Source organism: Amycolatopsis alkalitolerans, assembly GCF_006152065.1.
Taxonomy (GTDB): domain Bacteria; phylum Actinomycetota; class Actinomycetes; order Mycobacteriales; family Pseudonocardiaceae; genus Amycolatopsis_E; species Amycolatopsis_E alkalitolerans.
In genome coordinates, this window is sequence record NZ_VDFW01000008.1 from 99,085 (window position 1) to 118,469 (window position 19,385).

At 70.1% G+C, this 19,385-nt stretch carries 21 protein-coding genes and 1 pseudogene; 11 read left to right on the top strand and 11 right to left on the bottom strand.

Features of this window, described 5'->3' with window-relative positions; translation table 11 throughout:
• Nucleotides 1-10 precede the first annotated feature (10 nt).
• The 3 genes from FG385_RS12065 to FG385_RS12075 are packed head-to-tail and all read right to left on the bottom strand — an operon-like array spanning nucleotide 11 to nucleotide 2,408.
• Nucleotides 11-931, bottom strand: a complete 921-nt coding sequence (locus FG385_RS12065; RefSeq protein WP_139096771.1) for a complex I subunit 1 family protein — start codon at nucleotides 929-931, stop codon at nucleotides 11-13.
• Complete coding sequence (locus FG385_RS12070; protein ID WP_139096772.1) at nucleotides 928-2,043, bottom strand: hypothetical protein; 1,116 nt, start codon at nucleotides 2,041-2,043, stop codon at nucleotides 928-930. The genes FG385_RS12065 and FG385_RS12070 overlap by 4 nt, the downstream gene beginning before the upstream one ends.
• The gene (locus FG385_RS12075; RefSeq protein WP_139096773.1) at nucleotides 2,034-2,408 is read right to left on the bottom strand and encodes an NADH-quinone oxidoreductase subunit A; all 375 of its coding nucleotides are present in this window, start codon (nucleotides 2,406-2,408) and stop codon (nucleotides 2,034-2,036) included. Before FG385_RS12075 ends, FG385_RS12070 begins: the two co-directional genes overlap by 10 nt.
• Nucleotides 2,409-2,546: 138 nt before the next feature.
• On the opposite strand from FG385_RS12075, the gene FG385_RS12080 reads away from it, so the two are divergent.
• The 5 genes from FG385_RS12080 (at nucleotide 2,547) to FG385_RS35590 (ending at nucleotide 5,705) form a co-directional block, all read left to right on the top strand.
• Nucleotides 2,547-2,930 (top strand): GntR family transcriptional regulator, encoded by a 384-nt coding sequence (locus tag FG385_RS12080; protein ID WP_139096774.1) that lies wholly within the window; start codon nucleotides 2,547-2,549, stop codon nucleotides 2,928-2,930.
• Entirely contained in the window at nucleotides 2,927-3,814 is an 888-nt protein-coding gene (locus FG385_RS12085; RefSeq protein WP_139096775.1) for an ABC transporter ATP-binding protein, read from the top strand. The genes FG385_RS12080 and FG385_RS12085 overlap by 4 nt, the downstream gene beginning before the upstream one ends.
• Nucleotides 3,811-4,500, top strand: coding sequence for an ABC transporter permease (locus FG385_RS12090; RefSeq protein ID WP_139096776.1), 690 nt, complete (start codon nucleotides 3,811-3,813; stop codon nucleotides 4,498-4,500). The genes FG385_RS12085 and FG385_RS12090 overlap by 4 nt, the downstream gene beginning before the upstream one ends.
• 33 nt (nucleotides 4,501-4,533) lie before the next feature.
• The gene (locus tag FG385_RS12095; RefSeq protein WP_139096777.1) at nucleotides 4,534-5,082 is read left to right on the top strand and encodes a YceI family protein; all 549 of its coding nucleotides are present in this window, start codon (nucleotides 4,534-4,536) and stop codon (nucleotides 5,080-5,082) included.
• A 239-nt stretch (nucleotides 5,083-5,321) separates the two neighbouring features.
• Nucleotides 5,322-5,705: an MmyB family transcriptional regulator gene (locus tag FG385_RS35590; RefSeq protein WP_160148781.1), complete on the top strand. Its 384-nt coding sequence runs from the start codon at nucleotides 5,322-5,324 to the stop codon at nucleotides 5,703-5,705.
• Here FG385_RS35590 and FG385_RS12100 read toward each other — a convergent pair.
• From FG385_RS12100 to FG385_RS12130, 8 genes and pseudogenes are all read right to left on the bottom strand, one after another.
• Nucleotides 5,652-6,881, bottom strand: coding sequence for an alpha-hydroxy acid oxidase (locus FG385_RS12100; protein WP_139096778.1), 1,230 nt, complete (start codon nucleotides 6,879-6,881; stop codon nucleotides 5,652-5,654). The genes FG385_RS35590 and FG385_RS12100 overlap by 54 nt on opposite strands.
• Nucleotides 6,859-8,259 carry an MFS transporter gene (locus tag FG385_RS12105; RefSeq protein WP_200834416.1) on the bottom strand — a complete coding sequence of 467 codons (1,401 nt, stop codon included), beginning with the start codon at nucleotides 8,257-8,259 and terminating at the stop codon, nucleotides 6,859-6,861. The genes FG385_RS12100 and FG385_RS12105 overlap by 23 nt, the downstream gene beginning before the upstream one ends.
• A gap of 150 nt (nucleotides 8,260-8,409) precedes the next feature.
• Nucleotides 8,410-9,387: a DUF6807 domain-containing protein gene (locus FG385_RS12110; RefSeq protein WP_139096779.1), complete on the bottom strand. Its 978-nt coding sequence runs from the start codon at nucleotides 9,385-9,387 to the stop codon at nucleotides 8,410-8,412.
• Nucleotides 9,384-9,869, bottom strand: a complete 486-nt coding sequence (locus FG385_RS34800) for a DUF6807 family protein (protein ID WP_235022530.1) — start codon at nucleotides 9,867-9,869, stop codon at nucleotides 9,384-9,386. The genes FG385_RS12110 and FG385_RS34800 overlap by 4 nt, the downstream gene beginning before the upstream one ends.
• Nucleotides 9,870-9,903: 34 nt before the next feature.
• Nucleotides 9,904-10,609, bottom strand: a pseudogene (locus tag FG385_RS35595) (DUF993 family protein); the annotation flags it as partial.
• Between the two features lie 305 nt (nucleotides 10,610-10,914).
• Entirely contained in the window at nucleotides 10,915-11,985 is a 1,071-nt protein-coding gene (locus FG385_RS12120) for a LacI family DNA-binding transcriptional regulator (RefSeq protein WP_139096780.1), read from the bottom strand.
• A 27-nt stretch (nucleotides 11,986-12,012) separates the two neighbouring features.
• On the bottom strand, nucleotides 12,013-12,729 hold the full coding sequence (locus FG385_RS12125) for a cupin domain-containing protein (protein ID WP_139096781.1): 717 nt from the start codon (nucleotides 12,727-12,729) through the stop codon (nucleotides 12,013-12,015).
• Nucleotides 12,726-13,667 (bottom strand): ABC transporter permease, encoded by a 942-nt coding sequence (locus FG385_RS12130; protein WP_160148775.1) that lies wholly within the window; start codon nucleotides 13,665-13,667, stop codon nucleotides 12,726-12,728. The genes FG385_RS12125 and FG385_RS12130 overlap by 4 nt, the downstream gene beginning before the upstream one ends.
• Nucleotides 13,668-13,862: 195 nt before the next feature.
• Here FG385_RS12130 and FG385_RS33885 point away from each other — a divergent pair, with 195 nt between their 5' ends.
• Genes FG385_RS33885 through FG385_RS12160 form a run of 6 tightly spaced genes read left to right on the top strand, consistent with a single transcriptional unit; the run spans nucleotide 13,863 to nucleotide 19,372 of the window.
• The gene (locus FG385_RS33885; protein WP_160148776.1) at nucleotides 13,863-14,333 is read left to right on the top strand and encodes a MarR family winged helix-turn-helix transcriptional regulator; all 471 of its coding nucleotides are present in this window, start codon (nucleotides 13,863-13,865) and stop codon (nucleotides 14,331-14,333) included.
• A gap of 40 nt (nucleotides 14,334-14,373) precedes the next feature.
• A complete protein-coding gene (locus FG385_RS12140; RefSeq protein WP_160148777.1) occupies nucleotides 14,374-15,771 on the top strand; it encodes an MFS transporter in 1,398 nt (465 codons plus the stop codon).
• Nucleotides 15,764-16,885: a M24 family metallopeptidase gene (locus tag FG385_RS12145; RefSeq protein WP_139096785.1), complete on the top strand. Its 1,122-nt coding sequence runs from the start codon at nucleotides 15,764-15,766 to the stop codon at nucleotides 16,883-16,885. The genes FG385_RS12140 and FG385_RS12145 overlap by 8 nt, the downstream gene beginning before the upstream one ends.
• Nucleotides 16,885-17,805: a hypothetical protein gene (locus FG385_RS12150; protein WP_139096786.1), complete on the top strand. Its 921-nt coding sequence runs from the start codon at nucleotides 16,885-16,887 to the stop codon at nucleotides 17,803-17,805. The genes FG385_RS12145 and FG385_RS12150 overlap by 1 nt, the downstream gene beginning before the upstream one ends.
• Nucleotides 17,802-18,881 carry an ornithine cyclodeaminase family protein gene (locus FG385_RS12155; RefSeq protein ID WP_139096787.1) on the top strand — a complete coding sequence of 360 codons (1,080 nt, stop codon included), beginning with the start codon at nucleotides 17,802-17,804 and terminating at the stop codon, nucleotides 18,879-18,881. Before FG385_RS12150 ends, FG385_RS12155 begins: the two co-directional genes overlap by 4 nt.
• Nucleotides 18,878-19,372, top strand: a complete 495-nt coding sequence (locus FG385_RS12160) for a LeuD/DmdB family oxidoreductase small subunit (protein WP_139096788.1) — start codon at nucleotides 18,878-18,880, stop codon at nucleotides 19,370-19,372. The genes FG385_RS12155 and FG385_RS12160 overlap by 4 nt, the downstream gene beginning before the upstream one ends.
• Nucleotides 19,373-19,385 lie beyond the last annotated feature (13 nt).

A 19,385-nucleotide genomic window follows, 5' to 3' on the forward strand; every position in this document is an offset into this window, starting at 1 on the left:
GTCTCCTCTCTCACCGCGCCAGCACCACGAGTGCCACGACGAGCGCCTGCAGCAGCGTCAGCGGGATCAATACGAGCCAGGCGAACTCCTCGTACCGTTCCATCCGCACCGCTGGGACCCGCCTGCGCACCCACACCAGGGCCGCGAGCACCGCCAGCGTCTTGACCAGTGACCACAGCCACGACGGCAGCACCGGCCCCGCGCCGCCGCCGAGGAACAGCGGGACCGCGAAGGCGGCGCCCGAGACCAGGAGCAGCCAGCGGCCCGTGACCAGCAGCAGACGGTCCACTCCGGACAGTTCGGCGAGTACCCCGCCCGCGACGTCCGCCCCCACCGGCGTGTGGAACGGACCCCAGAACGCCATCGCGAGCACGGACAGCAGGTACGCGGCGAACGCGACGGGCATCGACACCACGAACCACACCGAACCCTGGGCCGCCACGACATCCGCGACCCGCAGCGAAGCGGCCCCCAGGGCCACGGTGGTGAGCGCGAACATGTGCGGTAGTTCGTAGGCGAGCCCCTGTGCGAGGAACCGGTACCCGCCGACCAGCCCGTACGCCGAGTTCGCGCCCCATCCGGCCAGCCACACCGCGGCCCAGGCCACCACCTCCATCGCGTTGAACCACACGATCCCGACCGGGAAGTCGGCAACGGCCCAGCGCCCGAGCGGGGTCACGAGCGAAGCCAGCACCCCGGCGACCACCAGCGCGATGAGTCCGCCCCGCCACAGCAACCCGTCGGCCGCCAGCGTCGTCCGGCGCTGCTGCACCAGCAGTCCGGCCACCGCGCGCACCGGCGCTGCGGGCGCGGCGGGCGCGCCAGCCAGGCGCGCCCGCAGCACCGAGTCCCACGCCGCCCCGGCCCAGGCGAGCGCCAGCAGGACGGCGGGCAGCAGCAGGCCGCCCCAGAACGGAAGCCGGTCGATCATGGGCGGCCGCCCGGGTACGGGTCGAGGCTGGCGATGATCAGCCGGGCGGAGGCGAGTTCGGCCCCGGTCAGCAGACCCGGGAGCGCCGCGGCGGGTCCGGGGTCGTGCGCGGGGAACCGGTCCGGTGAGCGCAGATCCGCTTCCGCCTCGTCGAGCCAGCGCAGCAACCGGCCCCGGACGTCGCCGCCGTCGAGCACGCCGAGGCCGGACAACGACCACCGCAGCACGCGGGAACGCCGGACCCGGCGCGCCCACCGGGCGAAGGCCGCCGACGGCCGCTCCCCCGCGAGGATGTCGTCGCGCAGCCGCGCGGCGGTGATCGCGGCTGCGTCCCACCCAGCGAGGGTCAGCAGCCGGGCGCAACTGTCGAGCCGCCACGCGGCGAGTCGGGGGATTTCGCCGAGGGTTTCCCAGAACTGAGCCGTGCTGCCCGGGCTGCGCTCGATAGTGGCTTCCTGGACGACGTCGCCCTGAAGGTCCACACGCAACACAAGCCCCTCGGGCCACGCCGCCAGGACCGGACCGAGTCGGAATGTCAGCCGGTCGAGCCGGAGCCCGTCCCGGTCGGGCGCGCGGTCGGCCATCCCGATCCCGCCCGGCATCTCCATCCCGCCCATGTGCATCTCGTGGCCGGTCATGTCATGCCCGCCCGCGCCGTGGCCACTCATGCCGTGGCCACCGCCCATGCCGTGCTCGCCCATCTGGCCCATGCCGTGGCCGGGCAAGTCACGGCCACCCACGTCGTGATCGGCGGGATGCGTCCCGCCACCGGATTGGTGGGTTTCCGCCCCAGCGTCTCGCTGATGCTCCGGTGACCGCAGAACGCGCTCGGCCCGATCCAGCGCACGGGCGACCTCGCCCGGGTCGGCCACATCCACGCGGGCACGAGGCGCGGGAATCTGGCGCCACACCGCCTCGACGCCCGCCTCCGTCGCACTGTCCGGCGCTCCGGCGACGACCAGCATGGTGGCTTCGGCCGGGCTCAGCGCGGGAACCCAGCCGCGCACCCGGATCTCCCGCTCCACGGCGAGGCGGGCACCCGTACCGCCGGGGACCGCCGCGACCAGCGGACGGGCGGGAGTCCGGCCGAGCAGCCACGTGGTCAGGTCCACCGCAGGGCCCCCTCCCGCCACGCATACCAGACGCCGGCGAACAGCAGCGTCAGGAAAAGGAACATCTCCACGACCGCCGCGGTGCCGATCTCCGCGACGACGAGCGTCCACGGGTACATGAACACCATCTCCATGTCGAACGCGAGGAACAGCATCGTGACCGCGTACCACCGCACGTGGTACCGGGAGACCGCGTGCTCACCGGGCTCGCCGCCGGACAGGAACGGGCGCAGGTCGCGCGCGGCGGGAGCCAGCCGGACCAAGCGCGAAATCCCGTAGCCGGCGGCGACCAGCGCGACCACGGCAACCAGCGCGGCGACCACACCACCCACCTGGCCTCCCGTGCTCTCGACGAAGTGGAGCATACGGATACCGGGTAAGGCTAACAGCCTTCGCTCCTGGCCGCTCGCGTCCGAAAAGGACGCTCGCGCCCAGGGTTGCACTCACCCCGGTTACAGGGTACATTAGTAGAGTAATTAACCTCTGAACCAGAGGGGTAGCAGATGCCGGCGTTCGACGAGGGGAGGCCGCTGTTCATGCAGATCGCCGAACAGTTGGCCGACGACATCGTCGACGAGGTACTGAAGGAGGGGGCGCGGGTGCCGTCGACCAATGAGCTGGCCGCTTTCCACCGGATCAATCCGGCGACCGCCGCGAAGGGCATCAACCTGCTGGTGGACGAAAACGTACTGGAGAAGCGCCGCGGGATCGGGATGTTCGTCGCGGCACGCGCGCGCGAGCAGTTGCTGGCGCAGCGCCGAAAACGCTTCGCCGAAACCTTTCTGGAGCCCATGCTGGCGGAGGCCAAGCGGCTGGGTATCGACTTCGACACCGTCATGTCCCTGGTCAAGGGTGCGGACTGGCGCAATGGGGGGAGCAGCAGATGATTCCGGCGATCTCCACGAGCGGTCTGGGGCGCCGCTACCGCGATCAGCTCGGCCTCGAAGGCGTGGACCTGACCGTGGCGCCAGGCACGGTCACGGGGCTGCTCGGCCGCAATGGAGCGGGCAAGACCACACTGTTGCGCATCGTCGCGGGCCTGGAATTCCCCACGGCCGGCAGCGTCCGGGTGTTCGGTGAGCCGCCCACGGAGAACGACGCGGTTCTGCGCCGCATCGTGTTCGTCCGCGAGGACCAGACCTATCCGGACATCCAGGTCCGGCATGCGATCGCCGCCGCCTCCTGGTTCTACTCGAACTGGGACGGCGCGTTGGCCGGTCAACTGCTGTCCGAGTTCGGGCTGCCGCCGCGGCGGCCGATCAGGAAACTCTCCCGCGGGATGCGCTCGGCGGTGGGTCTCGTCATCGGCCTGGCTTCCCGCGCCGAACTGACCCTGTTCGACGAGCCGTACGCCGGGCTGGACGTGGTGGCACGGCGGCTGTTCTACGACCGCCTGCTGGCCGACGTCGCCGAACATCCGCGCACGGTGGTGCTCTCCACGCATCTGGTCGACGAGGTCGCCGGCCTGTTGGAGCACCTCGTGGTGCTCGAACGCGGCCGGGTCGTCCTCGACGCCCCCTCCGAAGACGTCCGCGGCACCGCCGCGACCGTGAGCGGCCCGGCCGTCGCGGTCGAGGAGTTCGTGGCCGGGCGCGCGGTCTGGCGTCGGCAACACCTGGGCTCGCGCGCCTCCATCACGTTCAGCGGCCGCCTCGACGCGGACGACACCGCACGCGCGCACGCACTGCGCCTCGCACTGGAACCGCTGTCGCTGCAACAACTCCTGGTCCTCGCCGCCGGCCGGGACGGCGAGGAGAAGGTGAGCGCATGAACACCCTGCTGAAAGTCGCTCGCTATCACCTGGTAAACCGGATGAACTACGTCGGGCTGCCGGCGCTCATCGTGACGTTCACGTGGGCGGTCAACGTAGCCGTCGCCGCGGTGCTCCCCCTCGGGTCGGATGACTACTACGCCGGCGGGCTCGCCACGGTGTTCGCGTTCCTGCTCGCCCTCGGCACGCTCAGCATGACCCGGTCGCTGCCGTTCGGGATGGCGCTCGGGCTGAGCCGCCGCACCTACTACCTCGGCACCGTTCTGGTGGTGGCTGCGCTGAGCGTGGTCTACGGGCTCGCGCTCGCCTTGCTGCAACTCGTCGAAACCGCCAGCGGAGGCTGGGGGCTGCGGATGCATTACTTCCGGGTGCCGTGGATCCTCGACGGTCCCTGGTATCTGACCTGGGCGACCTCGTTCGTGCTGCTGGTGCTGTGCTACTGCTACGGCATCTGTTACGGGCTCGTGTACCGCCGGTGGAACCTGTTCGGTGCGGTGGCGTTCGTCGGCGCGCAGGTGCTCGTGGTGCTGGCCGCACTCACCGCGATCTCGCTGACCCGGTCGTGGTCCGCCGTCGGCGCTTTCCTGAGCACCGTCACCGGTCCCGCGTTCACCGGGATGCTCGCGCTCGTGGCCGTCGCCCTCGCTCTCGGCGGCTTCGGCACCCTCCGCCGCGTCACCGTCTGAACGACCTTCGACAACCAACCCAGGAGACACGCAATGTCAGCCACATCGCCAGGACCCACGCGCGCCGTCCAGATTCCGCCCGCCGGGCACTACCGCCTCGACCCGGACCTCTCGACGATCACCTTCCGGACCCGGCACATGTTCGGGCTCGGCGCTGTCAACGGCTCGTTCGCGCTTCGCGGGGGCGAGATCAGCGTGCTCGATCCGCCCACCGAATCCACCGCGCAGGCGGAAATCGCCGCCGACAGCTTCACAACCGGGAACGCTACCCGTGACCGCACCGTCCGCTCCGCGAAATACCTCGACACCGCCAACCATCCGCTCATCCGGTTCACCTCACAGGACGCGGCCACCGCAGACGGCGCCTGGACGCTGACCGGGGTGCTCGACGTACGCGGCACGCAGCGGCCGGTACGGCTCGCGATCGAACAGTGCGAGCTCACCGGAGGCCGCTTGACCGCCAGCGCCACCACCAGGATCGACCGCACCGAGTTCGGCATCACCGCCCAGCCCGGGATGACCGGGCGCTACCTCGACCTCACTCTCGACCTGACCTCACACGGCCCCGGCGAAACCGGCTGACCGCACACGGCCCGGGCCTGTAGGGATCTTTGTGTGAGCTGATCTCGTGCTTTGGCAGGGTGGCGCGGCCGCAGGGCATGCCACCGGGGAAGGACCGTGACCGAGGACAACACCGCCGCTGGTGAGCGCCAGGATGTCGAACAGCTGGCCGAGCAGCTTGTGGATCGGGCCGATGCCGATCAGGCGCAACTGCTGGGCCCCGGACCGGCTGTTGACCCAGCTGACGCAGCGGGTACTCAATCGGGCGTTGGACGCCGAGTTGGCCGAGCACCGGCGAGGCGGCGCGCGCGGTCGCGTCGCTGCGTCTGGTCGCGGGGCGGCACCCCGACGACCGCCAACTCGCGCAGCTGATCGGCGAACTCGTCCTGCGCAGCCCGGAATTCGCGGCACTGTGGGCAAGACACCCGGTCACCAACGGTGTTTCCGGCATCAAGCACTTCCGCCCTCGCGAGGTCGGTGCGCACAGCCTCCAGTTCGAGGCGCTCGCGCTACCGGACCAGCCTGGCCTGCGGATGCTGCTCTACAGCGCGGCACCGGGCTCCCCGGCGGAAGCGGCGCTGCTGTTGCTGTCACAGATGGACGTGCGCGCCGGAGAGCTTCGCCGTCGCGTCGAGGCCCAGTAGCTGCAGGGTGCGCTGGTACTGCTCGCGCAGGATCTGCAGCGCGCGGCTGACCCCGCGTTCCCCGCCCGCCATGAGGCCGTACAGATAGGCGCGGCCCGACAGCACCGCGTCCGCACCGAGCGCCACCGCCGCCGCGATGTCCTGGCCGTGGCGGACACCGCCATCCAGCAGGACCGGCACATCGTCCCCGACCGCCGCGCGGATACTCGCCAGCACCTCGAGCGTCGACGGGGTGCGGTCCAGCTGGCGGCCGCCGTGGTTGGAGACCACGACCCCGTCCGCGCCAAGGCCGATCACCCGTTTCGCGTCGCCGGGCCGCAGGATCCCCTTCACCAGAAGCTTTCCCGGCCACGCCTCGCGAAGCCAGACGAGGTCTTCCTCGCTGAGCGAGGGATCGAACATCCGCTGCGCCACGTCGGCCGACGAGCCCGGGAAGTCCTCCAGCGAGGCGAACCTGATCGGCTCCGTCATGAGCTTCTTGAACCACCAGTAGGGAAAGCGCGACATGTCCAGGAAGGTCCGCAGGCTCAGCGTCGGCGGGATCGTGAGCCCGTTCCGGACATCCTTGAGCCGGCGACCCGCGACCGCCGTGTCGATCGTGAGCACCATTGTGCCGAACCCGGCGTTCAGCGCGCTGTCCACCAGTTTCCGGTTGAGCGGCTTGTCGTTGGTCATGTACAGCTGGAACCAGTTGTCGCCGTCCGGGGCGGCGCGCCGCACGTCCTCCGCGGTCGAACTGCCGACGGTCGAGAGGGCGTACGGGATCCCGTTACGCGCCGCGACACGGGCAACCGCGACCTCGCCCTCGTGGTGCATCATGCGCGTGTAGCCCGTCGGGCCGAACACCAGTGGCAGCGCGATCTTCCGGCCGAGCAGGGTCGTCGACAGGTCCGGATCGCGCACGGGGTTCAGCGCCTCCGGCACGAAGACGGCGCTTTCGAACGCCGCTACGTTCCGCGCCGCCGTCCGTTCCCGGTCCGCCGCCCCGTCCACGTACTCGAACACCGCACGCGGGGTGGTGCGGCGGCCGATCCGGCGCAGATCCTCGATGGTCAGCGCCCGCGCGAGCCGCCGCTCGACCGGGTCGAGCACGAACGAACGGAACCGGACCAGTTCGCGCACCTGCCGGACTCCGGACAGACGGCCGGTACGTTCAGCTCGCGTCACGGACGGCATTCTCCTGTTCGGCCTCTTCTTGCTCCACGTAACCATAAACCTCGGGCAGGATGTACTGCGCCGCGAGGAAACCCGTCAGCGACAGCAACGAGACGAGCACCGTCGCCAGCGGCACGCCGAGCGCGTCGAACATGATCGGGAAGAAGAAGATCGTCACGAAGGACGCCCCCTTCACGAAGATGTAGCCGAACCCGGACGCCGTGGCGCGGTACCGCGACGGCGCGACCATCGAGGTGATCGTCATCCCGTTGGACGCGTCCCAGTAGTGGCCGAACATCAGGCCCGCCGCCGCGAGCGGTACCAGCGGTTTCCAGTCGACCTGCAGGAACAGCGCGGCGAGCAGCAGCGACACGAACGCCATCCCGTACCCGACACGAGCGATTCCCCGGTGCCCGATCTTCGGGGTGACCAGCGGGGCGGTGAACCCGCCGATGGTCGCGATGATGTAGATCCCCGCGGTGAGGAAGTTCGTCGCGGCGATCCCGGACACGCCGGTGAGCACCAGGATCGTCGGCAGGTAGAAGGCGAACGCGGAGAACTCCGCACCCTGCATCGCGTTGGAGATCCAGCCGAAGATGCTCGCCCGGCGCCGGGTGCGGTCGGCCCAGATATGCCGCAGGAAGTCCCTGGTGCGCGGCCGTTCGATGCGAAAGTCCTGGTCCGGCAACATCTCCAGGTCGTCGTCGAACATGTCGCGGGCGACCTTCTTGGCCTGTGCGAACCGGCCGCGCTGGATGAGCGCGAGCGCGGTGTCGGGCACGTCGAGCCGGAAGATCAGCAACGCCAGCGCCGGCAGCGCGCCGAGCGCGAGGCCGATGCGCCACAGGAGGTCGTGGTCGACACCCGAGAGGTACATGATCGTGATGACGATGATCGCGATGATCTCGCCGAGCCCGAACATGAACTGCCAGCGGTTGCCCATGACCTCCCGTTTGCCCTTGGGCATGCTCTCCATGATGTAGGCGTAGCCGGTCGAGATGTCGCTGCCGAGCGGGAAGCCCAGCAGGAACCGGATGATCACCAGCTCCCACATGTTCGCCGCGAAGCCCTGCGCGACCGCGAGTACGACGAACAGCACCATGGTCGTGATGAAGACCCGTCGCCGCCCGAGCCGGTCGGCGATCCAGCCGCCGCACACGGCACCGAGCAGCGCCCCGGCCTGTACCGCGCCCGAGGCCAGGCCGAGCATCGCGGAGCTGGGGTGCAGCTCGCTCTTGATGAACAGCAACAGGAACGAGATCGCGTACAGATCCCACGCCTCGATGAGGATCGTGGAGATCATCAGCCAGCCGGCCCGACGGCCGCCGTCGGTGCCTTCCTTGTTCAGCACATGCCTTGCCGCCCGGTCGCTGAGCGCACGAAGTTCCGCCTGGTCCACACCCGGCTCCTTTGCCGACAACCACAACAGCCGGAAGTGTCACACCGCCAACGGGCTCTGTCCAGAGTTGGTCAATACCTTTCCGCGATGTGGAGCGGGCCCACCCAAACCGGACATGCGCCGGGCCAGCCCGAAGTCCACAGTGGATACTCAGGGCGCGAGCAGATCGGTGGCGGCCGCCCGGTCGGCCTGCCGGCCGCATCCCGCGACGTCGCGCACGTCGTCGGCGATCAGCACGTCGTAGCGCAGCGACAGGGTTTCGCCGGGGGGCATTTCGCGTTCGGTGTCGTAGAAGGGCGCCGGGCAGACCACCGCGTACATGCCCGCGCGGACGAACCACTTCGTCGGGTAGCAGTAGTTCGACGGGTGGTCGCTGAACACCACGGTGGACCCGACGCCCGCCCCGTCATGCCTGCCGACGAACCCGAGCCACGGCGCGGTGCACCCCATCATCTCGTCCCCGCCGGTGCCGTCCGGGGTCACCACGAAGCCGCCGGAGAAGGAGCGCGGGCCGCGCCAGAACAGGCCGCTGTACCCGGCGGCCTCCCGGCCGTTCGTCGTCGGGCTGCCGAAGGCGACCGTGTCACGGGTGGTGTTGCGCATTTCCGAGGAGTATGCCAGCTGCCACGCGCCCAGGTCCGGATGTGCCTTGACCGAGAACCGCCGCACCTCGGTGAACATCAGCTGCCCGGCCTGCGCGACCCACTCCAGCTCCTCGGTGACCTCGACCTGATCGGTGCCGGAGTCCAGCCGCGAGAAGCCGGTGTGCTTCTGGGTGCCGTCGTTGTCGAGCTGGCGGTAGCCTTCGCCACGCACGTAGGTCGGCCCGCCCCAGAAGTTCTCCGTGCCGACGTGGCACAGCGACCACGAGATCCCCTTGTGCCACACATGATCGTGCGGCCGGTACAGGCTCACCAGATCGCCGCTGAGCGTGCGCAGCGGGTGGAAGTACGGCTTCGGAGCCTCCAGCTGCGGTTCCCACGGCCGGTACACGTACCGGAACAGATCAACGTCGTGCCAGCGCACGGTGAGCGCCTTGTTCTGCTCGTGCACCAGGCTCAGGCCCGGCTCGGCCGGCTCCTGTCCGCCGGGGCCGGCGACGCGGCCCAGCTCCAGTCCTGCGGTCACGGCTGTCCCTCCTCCTCGTCAACCTCGGGAAACGCTTTCCCGGCGAGCGCCTCGCACTCGCCGGGATCGAGTAGGCCGTTCGCGACGGCCACCTGGTAACGCAGCCGGACGGTGTCCCCCGGCTCGGACGTGTACTCGGTGTCGAAGAACGGGGCGGTGCCCAGGCACGCGTAGGGGTTCACGCGGACGGACCAGCGGGTGGGCAGCCGCGGATCGGCCCGCGCGTCGGCGAACACAAGCGTGCTGCCGCGGTCGCTCCCGTCGTGGCGGCCACGCATCGCCATCCACGGCCCCTCCTCGCCCATCAGCTCGTCGCCTCCGATCCCGCCGGGCACGACGACCTGGGCGCTGCCGGTGAACGACCGCGGCCCGCGCCAGAACAGGCCGCCGTAACCCGCGGCCGGACGGCCCTTCGTCGCCCGGCTGCCGAGCACCACGGGCCGGGAGTCCATATTGGTCAGTTCGCTCCCGAAGCCGAGCACCCACGCACCGTCGAGCACCCGCACGGACGCCGGGCGACAGCGTGCGCCGCAGGCCGACCTCGTGCCCGATGTCGAGCAGCGAGGTCTTGATCCCGTCGATCACGGCCGCGTACTGGCGAACCAGCGCCAGTACGGTCGCCGTCGCTTGTGGACGGTCGGCCGAACCCCAGTACCCGGCGAGCTGCGGGTCGAACATCTCGCCCAGCCAATGCAGGATCACCGGCCCCCGAACTTGGCGGAGCAGCCTGCCGTACACCGTCAGGTAATCCTCGGGCGTGCGGGCGATCCGTGCCAGCTGACGGCTCGCCATCAGCACCGGGCGCCCCGGCGTCCTCGACGACCGCGAGCTGTTCCTCGTACCCCGCGACGACTTCGTCGAGGGAGCCGACCTCGGCGGGCAGGTGGTCGGTGCCCGCCCCGGCGCAGATCCGGGCGTCCAGCTCGCGCGCCTGCCGGGCGCTGCGGCGGATCAACTCCCGCGTCGCGGGCCAGTCCAGGCCCATGTTGCGCTGTGCAGTGTCCATCGCCTCGGCAACGCCGAGGCCGTAGGCGAACAGGTGCCGCCGGAAGGCCAAAGTGGACTCCCAGTCGAGAGCCGTCGGCGCGCCGAACCCGTTGTCACCACACGGATCCACGACGACATGGGCGGCGGCGTAGGCCACCCGGCTCGTCGCCGGACCGACGGGTTTCGGCCACTCCGACGGCTCGTGCAGGGTGAGCCGCCGGGTGCCGCCGGGCACCCGGGATCGTCACGGCGTTCACCGTGACAGCTCCCGGCGTCGAAAGTGCGGAAAGCGCTTTTCCGATCGTAGGGCGGCGACCTCGCCCGGAGCAAGGGTCTGTCCGGGTTCGCTTGGGATGACCGTGAACGTCGAACCCGGAGTCTGGAACGTAGATCTCGCGGTCCTCAACGTCGAACTCAGCGTCCCCACCGTCGAACTCGGCGTCCCCAACGTCGAACTCAGCGTCCCCACCGTCGAACTCGTTGTCTGGAACGTAGATCTCGGCTCGGGCGAAGGTGGGGTCTTGGGGGCTGGGGGCTGGGTTAGCGGGTGGTGCTGGGGCGCAGGACGACGTCGCCGGTCACGTACTTGACGCGCGGGGTGCCCGCGCCGGGCTGTTCCAGGACGAACCGCATGGCATCGCGGCCAACCGCCTCCAGATCGAGCCGGACCGTGGTGAGCGGGGGGAACGTGTCCGCCGCGGACGGGATGTCGTCGAACCCGGCGATCGCCAGGTCCTCCGGGACGCGGTAGCCGAGCTCGCGCGCCGCCGACATGGCGCCGATCCCCATGACGTCGTTGACCGCGAACAGGCAGCCGATGTCCGGCGAGCGGGTGAGCAGTTCGCGTGCCGCCTGCTTCCCGCCGTCCCGGGTGAACCCGCCGTGCTGGAGGTTCTTCGCCGCCAGCCGGGCACCCGCCGCGCGCAGCCCGCCGCGGAAACCGGCCACCCGGTCGGCCGCGGTCTGCAGGTCCGCCGGCCCGCTGAGCACGCCGAACGAAGTGTGCCCCTGCGCCACCAGCGCCCGCGCGAGATCGGCCGCGCCCTCGGCGTTGCGCACCGCGACGGTGTCGATGCCCAGCGTCGGCTGGCTGACCGCGGCGGCACGGCCGCCGTCCTCGCGGAACGCGCGCAGTTCCTGGCTCAGCCGCTGCTCGGCGGCCGGATCGGCGCGGCGGCTGCCGACCAGCAGGATCGCCATCGGCCGCTGCCTGCGCAGTGCGCTGAGATAGTCGACCTCGCGGTTCGGCCTGCCCTTCGTGCTCGCCAGCGTCACCAGCAGGCCCTGCTCCTCGGCCTCGGCGGTCACCCCGGCCGCGATCGAGGAGAAGTACGGGTCCGCGATGTCGGAGACGATGAGCCCCACCACCGAATTGACCCCGCGCGCGATGGCCTGCGCCGAGGCGTTCGCGCTGTAACCGAGCCGCACCGCCGCCTCCGTGACCTTTTCGATCAGCTCGGGCGCGGGGCGGCGGCTCACGCTTCCGTTGACCACCCGTGAAGCCGTCGCGAGTGAAACACCGGCTTCGCGCGCCACGTCGAGCAGCGTCACGGAGGACTTGGACCGTGCGGGACGTGCCCGCCGGCCGGACTCGGCCTGCTCCTGCGACATGGACCCGATCCTGCCAGCCGTCGCCGGTCAAGTCGCGGGAGGTGGGGTAACGGCGCGCTCACGCGGATAGGGCGCGAGATACCCGCACATGCCGAACGCGCTCTCCGCCGGAGCCGCCAGCCGCGCCACCGTTGCTTCGCGCAGATGACTCCCGTCACCGCGGCGCAACGCGTCGATCTGCGCGCCGGTCCGTTCCGCGGCCGCGAGTGCCTTGTCCCGCCAGGCCTTCTCCCACTCGTCCAGCCGCCCGGCCACCAGCGCCACCGCCGCCGCGTAGAACCGCTCCAGAGCCTCGGTGCCACCGGCGACCAGCTCACCGAACCCGGTGATCGCGAGATCCCGGCGCCGCCGCGCGCGTTCGGCGGGATCGCCCTCGCCCAGGGAAAGGGCCGACGCGTAGGCATCCGGGCTTTCCAGGTACTCGGGTGGGAACGTCATCACCGCGTCACCCGCCTCGGGCAGGCCGTCGTTCTGCATCACGATCTGCACGCGCAGATCACCGGTATTGACCGCGCGGTGGATCGTGCCCGGGGTGAACCACACCGCGTCGCCCGCCGCGAGCGGGACCTTCCGCAGCCCCTCGGCCGTCAGCGTGTGCAGCCGTCCCGTGCCACTCTGCACCGCATAGCATTCGGTACCGGTCAGGTGCATATGCGGCGAGCCGCCGGGCAGTCCGTCCTCGGTTTCCCACGGGTACACGCGCAGCCGGGACAGCCCGAGTCCACCGGGCAGCAACGGATTCATGACTTCCTCTCGCGCGAAACGATCTGCGTCGGATTCACAAAGGACAGTGCCACCGCGAACACCACCAGCGACGCGGCCATGTAGCACACGGCCATCGCCGCCACGAGCGGTGGCGTCGAACCCGCCGGGTTCGGCGCGGCGCCGAACACCGCGACGATCAGCGATTCGCTCCGCGGGCCCGAGACGAAGAACGTCAGCTCGAACGCGCCGAAGACCCGCACCAGGGTCAGGATGCCCGCCGCGAGCGCGCCGGGCAACAGCAGCGGGCCGATGATCCGGCGGAACAGCTGCCACGTGTTCGCCCCGCACATGCGCGCGGCCTGCTCGACGTCCGGGCGCACGAGGTTCGACAGGATCACGCCGGGCAGCGTGCTGCCGAGACCGATCGTGTAGATCAGCGAGGACAGCTGGGTCGCGTACGTCAGCGGCGGCAGCAGGATCGGCAGCGCGAGCAGCACCATGATGAGCGATTTGCCGGGGAAGCTCCGCCGCGCCAGCACATACGCGGCCGGGACGCCCGCGGCGTTCGAGATCGCGATGACGCTCAGCCCGATCTCGAACGTGGTGAGCAAGTGACTCGACACGCCGTACGCCGGATCGTGCTCCGGCAGCAGATCCTGGTGTTCCGGCAGCAGGGGGGTGAGCAGCTTCTGCTGCTGCAGCGCGCCGACGATATCCGTGCCGCCGAGGATCAGCGAAGTCCCGACGTGCTTGCTCAGCTCCTGCGCCCGCAGCTTGCCCAGCATGTCCGGCGAGGACGCCGTCTCGCACCGGATGTCGCTGACCAGATCCGGATGCGTCGCGGCGAAATCGTGGTAGATGTGCTGGAAAACGGCGCCGCCGCGAGCACGGCCACGACGGCGAGGATCAGGGCACGACCTCGACGAGCCACTGGGCTGAACCTTCCTGTGAACCCGCGACGACGACTTCGCTGTCATCTCGGAAATCGCTTTCCCGAACCGTACGACACTCCTCCCCGGATGTGCAACGGGCCACAGTCGCCGACGTTCGCGAGAGGAAACCGCGGTGCGGCAAGGAACCGCCGGGTCAAATGTCTCTCTTGCTCCAGACGTGGCGGCAGCGGTACTGTCGCCTCGTCAATGTTTCGGGCACCGAAAGTTCTGGTGAGCGAAGTGAGTAGACGAGAACGTCCGGCGGCGCCGAGTACGCCCGCCGCGCACCCTCTGGGGGAGATGATGCTGTCGTTCGCGGGCCGGCTCGCCCGCCTGGAGACGGAGACCCTGGCCGGGCTCGAGGTCCCGTTGACGATCCGCCAGTACCGGATCCTGTCCAGGGTCGATGCCGGGTACACCTCGCTGATGGCGTTGTGCCGCCTCGCGCACCGGAACCCGCCCACGATGTCCGAGAGCGTCAACAAGCTGGTCAGGCAGGGACTGCTGACCCGCGAGACCGAGGCCGCGGACCGCCGCACGATGGTGCTGGCGCTGACCGCGGCCGGGCGCGAGGCCCATGAGGCCGGGCGCCTGGCCTTGGAGAAGTTCGGCACGGAGCTCACTTCCGGGCTGGACGAGCAGATCAGGAACGATCTCCTCGCCGTCACGCGCCGGCTCTACACCGAAATGGAGAGCCGGCTCGAGCAATGACGGCCGAGGGGTGGTCGTGCACAGAGAGGTGTCACCACCGATGGCTGGTACAACCGGGACGGACGGGCACCTGCTACACCGTCTGGACCACTCCCCCTTCACCCCGCGGCACGCCCGGATCTACCTGACCGCGCTCGCGGGACATTTCTTCGACGGATTCACCATCAACCTCACCGGGTTCGCGCTGCCCGGGGTCATCGCGACGTTCGCGATCACCAGCGGCGAGGCCGGGGCACTGAGCTCCGCGCTGTTCGCGGGCATGCTCGTCGGCGCGGCGGCGGCCGGGATCGTTTCCGACCGGTTCGGCCGGCGGTACCCGCTCGCCGCCTCGATCCTCGTCTTCGGCGGGTTCTCGCTGCTGGCGGCGGCCGCCTGGAGCTACCCCGTGCTGGTCACCGCCCGTGCCCTGCAGGGCGTCGGGCTCGGCGCGGAGATCGCGATAGTCCTGCCGTATATCGCCGAATTCGTGCCCAGCCGGCAACGCGGGCCCCTGATCACGCTCGCGACCGCGGCCTGGCTCATCGGCCTGCCGGTGGCCTCCGGGGTCGCGATCGCGATCGTGCCGTCACTCGGCTGGCGCGCCCTGTTCTACGTCGGCGCGCTGCCCGTGCTGATCGCGCTCCTGGTCGCGCTGACCCTGCCGGAGTCCGTCCGGTACCTGGCACGAAAGGGCCGGCACCGCAAGGCGACCGGGATCGTCGAGCAGCTCACCGGGCGCCCCGCCGCGGGCGCCACGATGCCGGCGGCACACGGCGGCGCCGGCGGATCGGTACGCGACCTCGTCCGTGGCAGGTACCGGCGCTACACGATCGCCGTCTGGGTGATGGAGGTCTGCGCCGGCGCGTTCCTCTACGGACTGTCCACCTGGCTGCCGACCGTGCTGAAGTCGCGCGGGATCGGGCTGCTGTCCAGCTTCGGCTACACCGGCATCATCACGGCGTCCGGCGTCGCCGGGGCGGTGGTCGCCGGGCAACTGGTCAACCGGGTCGGGCGCCGCGTGGCCCTGGCACCGGCCTTCCTGGCCAGCGGCCTGCTGTGCCTGCTGTGGGGAGGCGTGTCCGGGACCGCGGCGGTCGTCGTGACCGGCGCGCTCGCGACCTTCTTCGGCAGCGGGATCGCGGGCAGCACCCTGTTCGTCTACGCCAGTGAGCTCTACCCGACGGCCAACCGGGCGACCGGGCTCGGCTGGGCGGCGGCCTGGCAGAAGGTGGGCGGCCTGCTCATGCCGGTGACCGTCGGGTTCGTACTGTCCTGGCACCTGTCCTCGTATGTCTTCTTCGTGTTCTTCGCCGTCATCTCGGTGATCGCCGCGGTCGCCGGGACGATCGCGACGCTGGAGACGCGCGGGAAGACGGTCGAGCAGATCGCCGCCGAACTGTCCACTCCGGACTCCGGACACCTTGTCACCGCCACCGTGGAATCGAGGACGAATGACTGATCTGGCAGAGCGCGACCTGCGCTACCGCAAGGTCCGCGCTCACATGGCCGAGGCGGGACTCGACCTGCTGCTCGCGTTCGGACCGGGCTGGCGCCGCGAAAACGTGCGCTACCTGAGCGACGCGCGGGTCACGGGCAGCGCGGCCTTCGTCGCGCTACCGGCGAAGGGCGACCTGAGCGCGTACTCGACCCGGCCACAGGATGCTCCGGAGATCGCCGCCCGCGGCTGGGTCACCGACGCGCATTTCCTGGACCCGGCCGAGTTCCGCACCAGGCTGGGCGACACCCGGGCCACGCGGGTGGGCATCGCGCACTACGAACTGGTGCCGTCGAGGTTGCTGAACCTCGTCGAGGAAGCCTTGCCGACCGCCGAGATCGTGTCCGCGACCGCGCTGCTGGACGCCGCGCGCATGGTCAAAAGCGAGTGGGAGCTCGCCCGGATGCGGCGCAGTGCGAAGGTGTGCGCCGCGGGCTGGCGAGCCTTCGTGGAGGCGCTCGAACCCGGCCTGCCCGAGTACCGGATCGTCGCCGCCGTGGAGGCGGAGATCAAACGGCTCGGCGCGGAGGACAACTTCATGCTGATCGCGTCCGGAAAGGACGAGGTGCGCGGGATGACCCCGCCGTCGGCCCGGCTGCTCGAGGACGGCGACATGGTCCGCACCGAACTGACCCCGCAGATGGACGGCTACTGGCTGCAGATCTGCCGCTCGGCGGTGGTCGGCAAGGCCAGCGACGCGCAGAAACGCTCGTTCGACCTGTTCAACGAGGCGGTCGAGGCCGGTATGGCGGTGGTGAAACCGGGCGTGACCGCGCACGAGATCGCGGTGGCGCAGAACGACGTGTTCCGCCGCCAGGGCTACGGCGAGTACTGCACCAGCCAGTACACCCGCGTGCGCGGGCACGGGCACGGGCTGCACCTCGACGAGACGCCGATCATCGAGGGCAACCACACGGTGCTGCCGGAGAACGCGGTGTTCATCATCCATCCCAACACCTACACGCCCATCGCGGGTTATCACGTGCTCGGCGACCCGGTGCGGGTGACCGCCGACGGGTACGAGGTCCTGCTCGAGACCGAGCGCAAGCTCTTCCAAACCAGCGAGGTGAACGCCTGATGAAGCGAGGTCTGGTCGTCCGCGACCCCGCGGAGATCCCGGAAACCGAGTGGCGGCAGCGTATCGAGCGGGTCCGCTGGCAACTCGGCGCGGACGTGGCGCTCGTCTACGGCGACGTGTACCGCTCCGACGACATCGCGTACCTGACCAACCTGTGCATCTACTGGAACGAAGGCATCCTGGCGATCCCGGCCGATGACGAGCCGGCGTTCCTCACCAAGCTCTCGCCCCGGGTGCACCCCTGGATGCGCCGCACGTCCACGCTGACGGATCTGCGCAGTGGCAAGGCTTTCGGTGCGCTGGTCACCGCCTTCCTCGACGGCCGCGAGCCCGGCACGCTCGGTCTCGTCGACGCGAGCCTGTGGCCGGCCGCGCTGATCGACGAGGTGACCGAGGCGGCCTCCGGCTGGCAGGTGCGCCCGCTCGAAGGGCTCGTCCGGCAGTTCCGGCTCCGGCCGTCCGACGCCGAAAGGGCTCTGCTGCGGCAGGCGGGTGCCGTGCTCGCCGAAGCCGCGGCCGCGACCGGTGCTCTGCCGCGCCAGGACAAGATTTCCGCCGCCGAGAAGATCGTGCGCTCGGGCGGGTTCACCGACGTGCTGATCCGGGCCTCGGACTCGTCCGTCGAGATCACCGGCCAGTACCGGAACAGCTGGCTGCGCGTGGCCAGGGACAGCGCACTTTCGCCGCAGTTGCGGGACGCGGTCGATGCCGTCCGCGCCGGGGTGAAGGCCGGTTCCGTCCCCGGCGCCCGCATCGTGCACCACGCGGATCTGTCCACCGACGGCGAGTACGCCGACCAGCCGGCCGACCGCGTGCTGAACGCCGGTGAGGTCGTCGTGGTCGCCGTCGAACGCGGTGAGGCCGTGGCGGCCGAAACCGTGCTCGTCACCGAATCCGGAAAGGAGGTCCTCACCGCATGAGGATCCTGTCCAATGCGGACATCGAGAAGGTGCTCACCCCCGATGAGACCATCGATGCGCTGGAAACCGCGTACCGCGAGCTTTCCTCGGGCCTCGGCGCCAACCGCCCCCGCAACCACACCTACTTCCCGGTCGAGGATCCGCGGCATCCCGGGTTCCGCTTCCGCTTCAAGTCCCAGGAGGGCGGGAACGTCTCGAGTGGAGTGTGGGCGCTGCGCATCACCTCCGACATCGCGGGGGTGGAGACCCTGCCCAGCGGGGTGAAGCGCCGCCGCCTGATCCCCGCCGCGCCTGGCGGGCGGTACGTCGGGCTGGTCACGCTCTACAGCATGGAAACCCTGGAGCCCCTGGCCATCCTGCACGACAGCTTCATCCAGAAGATGCGCGTGGGCGCGACCTCCGCGCTGGGAATCCGCGAGCTGTCCAATGAGGACGTCCGGGTCGCCGGGATGTTCGGCTCGGGCTGGCAGGCCGAGGCACATCTGGAGTGCCTGCTGATGGTCCGGCCCGGCATCGAGGAGGTCCGGGTCTACAGTCCCACGCCCGAACATCGCACGAAGTTCGCGAAGACCTGGAGCGAGCGCACCGGGCGGAAGATCGTCGCGGCGGAAAGCCCCGCCGGAGCCGTCGAAGGCTGCGGCATCGTCACGTGCGCGACCGCCGCGATGGACCCGTGCTTCGAGGGCGCGTGGCTCGAACCCGGCACCCACGTCACGGCGATCACCTCCCCCGACGGCACGGCGACCCGGCGCGAACTCGACGACGCGACCTTCGACCGGGCCGACCGGATCGTGGTGCTCTCGCGCGAGCAGGTCCACCACGACAAGCAGTTCGACATCCTCGGCCCGGTCGAACGCGGCCGGATGAACTGGGAGGACATCAAGGAACTGGGCGACATCCTGCTGGATGACTCGCCCGCCCGCGCGCGGCACGACGACGTGACGATCTTCGCGAACAACACCGGGATGGGCATCCAGTTCGCGGCCGTCTGCGCCCGCGCGCTCAAGCTGGCGGAGGAGCGCGAGCTGGGGCATGTCGTGCCCACCGACTGGTTCCTGGAGGAGACGAGCCCGTGACGGAAACGAGGACCGGTGGCGCGCCGATCGTGTTCGGCGACGACGTGAACACCGACGTGATCATTCCCGGCCGGTACCTGGTCAGCATCGATCCGGCGGAGCTGGGCACCCACGCGTTCGAACCGCTCGGCCCCGGGGTCCAGGCGCATCTGCGGCGCAGTGACGTCGTGGTCGCCGGACGCAACTTCGGCTGCGGCAGCGCTCGCGAGCAGGCGGCGAGCTGCCTGATCGGCGCGGGGATCAAGGCCGTCGTGGCGGCCTCGTTCTCGCGAGTGTTCTTCCGCAACGCGATCAACACCGGGCTGGTCGCGGTCGAATGCCCTGAGGCGGTGGCCGCGGTCGGCGAGGACACGCCCGTATGGGTCGACCACGACGCCGGGGTCGTCGAGGTGGCCGGGAAGAGCTTCCACTTCGCCCCGTATCCACAGGGCATCAAGGACATCCTGGCGGCCGGCGGGCTCATCCCCTACCTGATGCGGAGGAAAGCATGACACTGAAGGCACC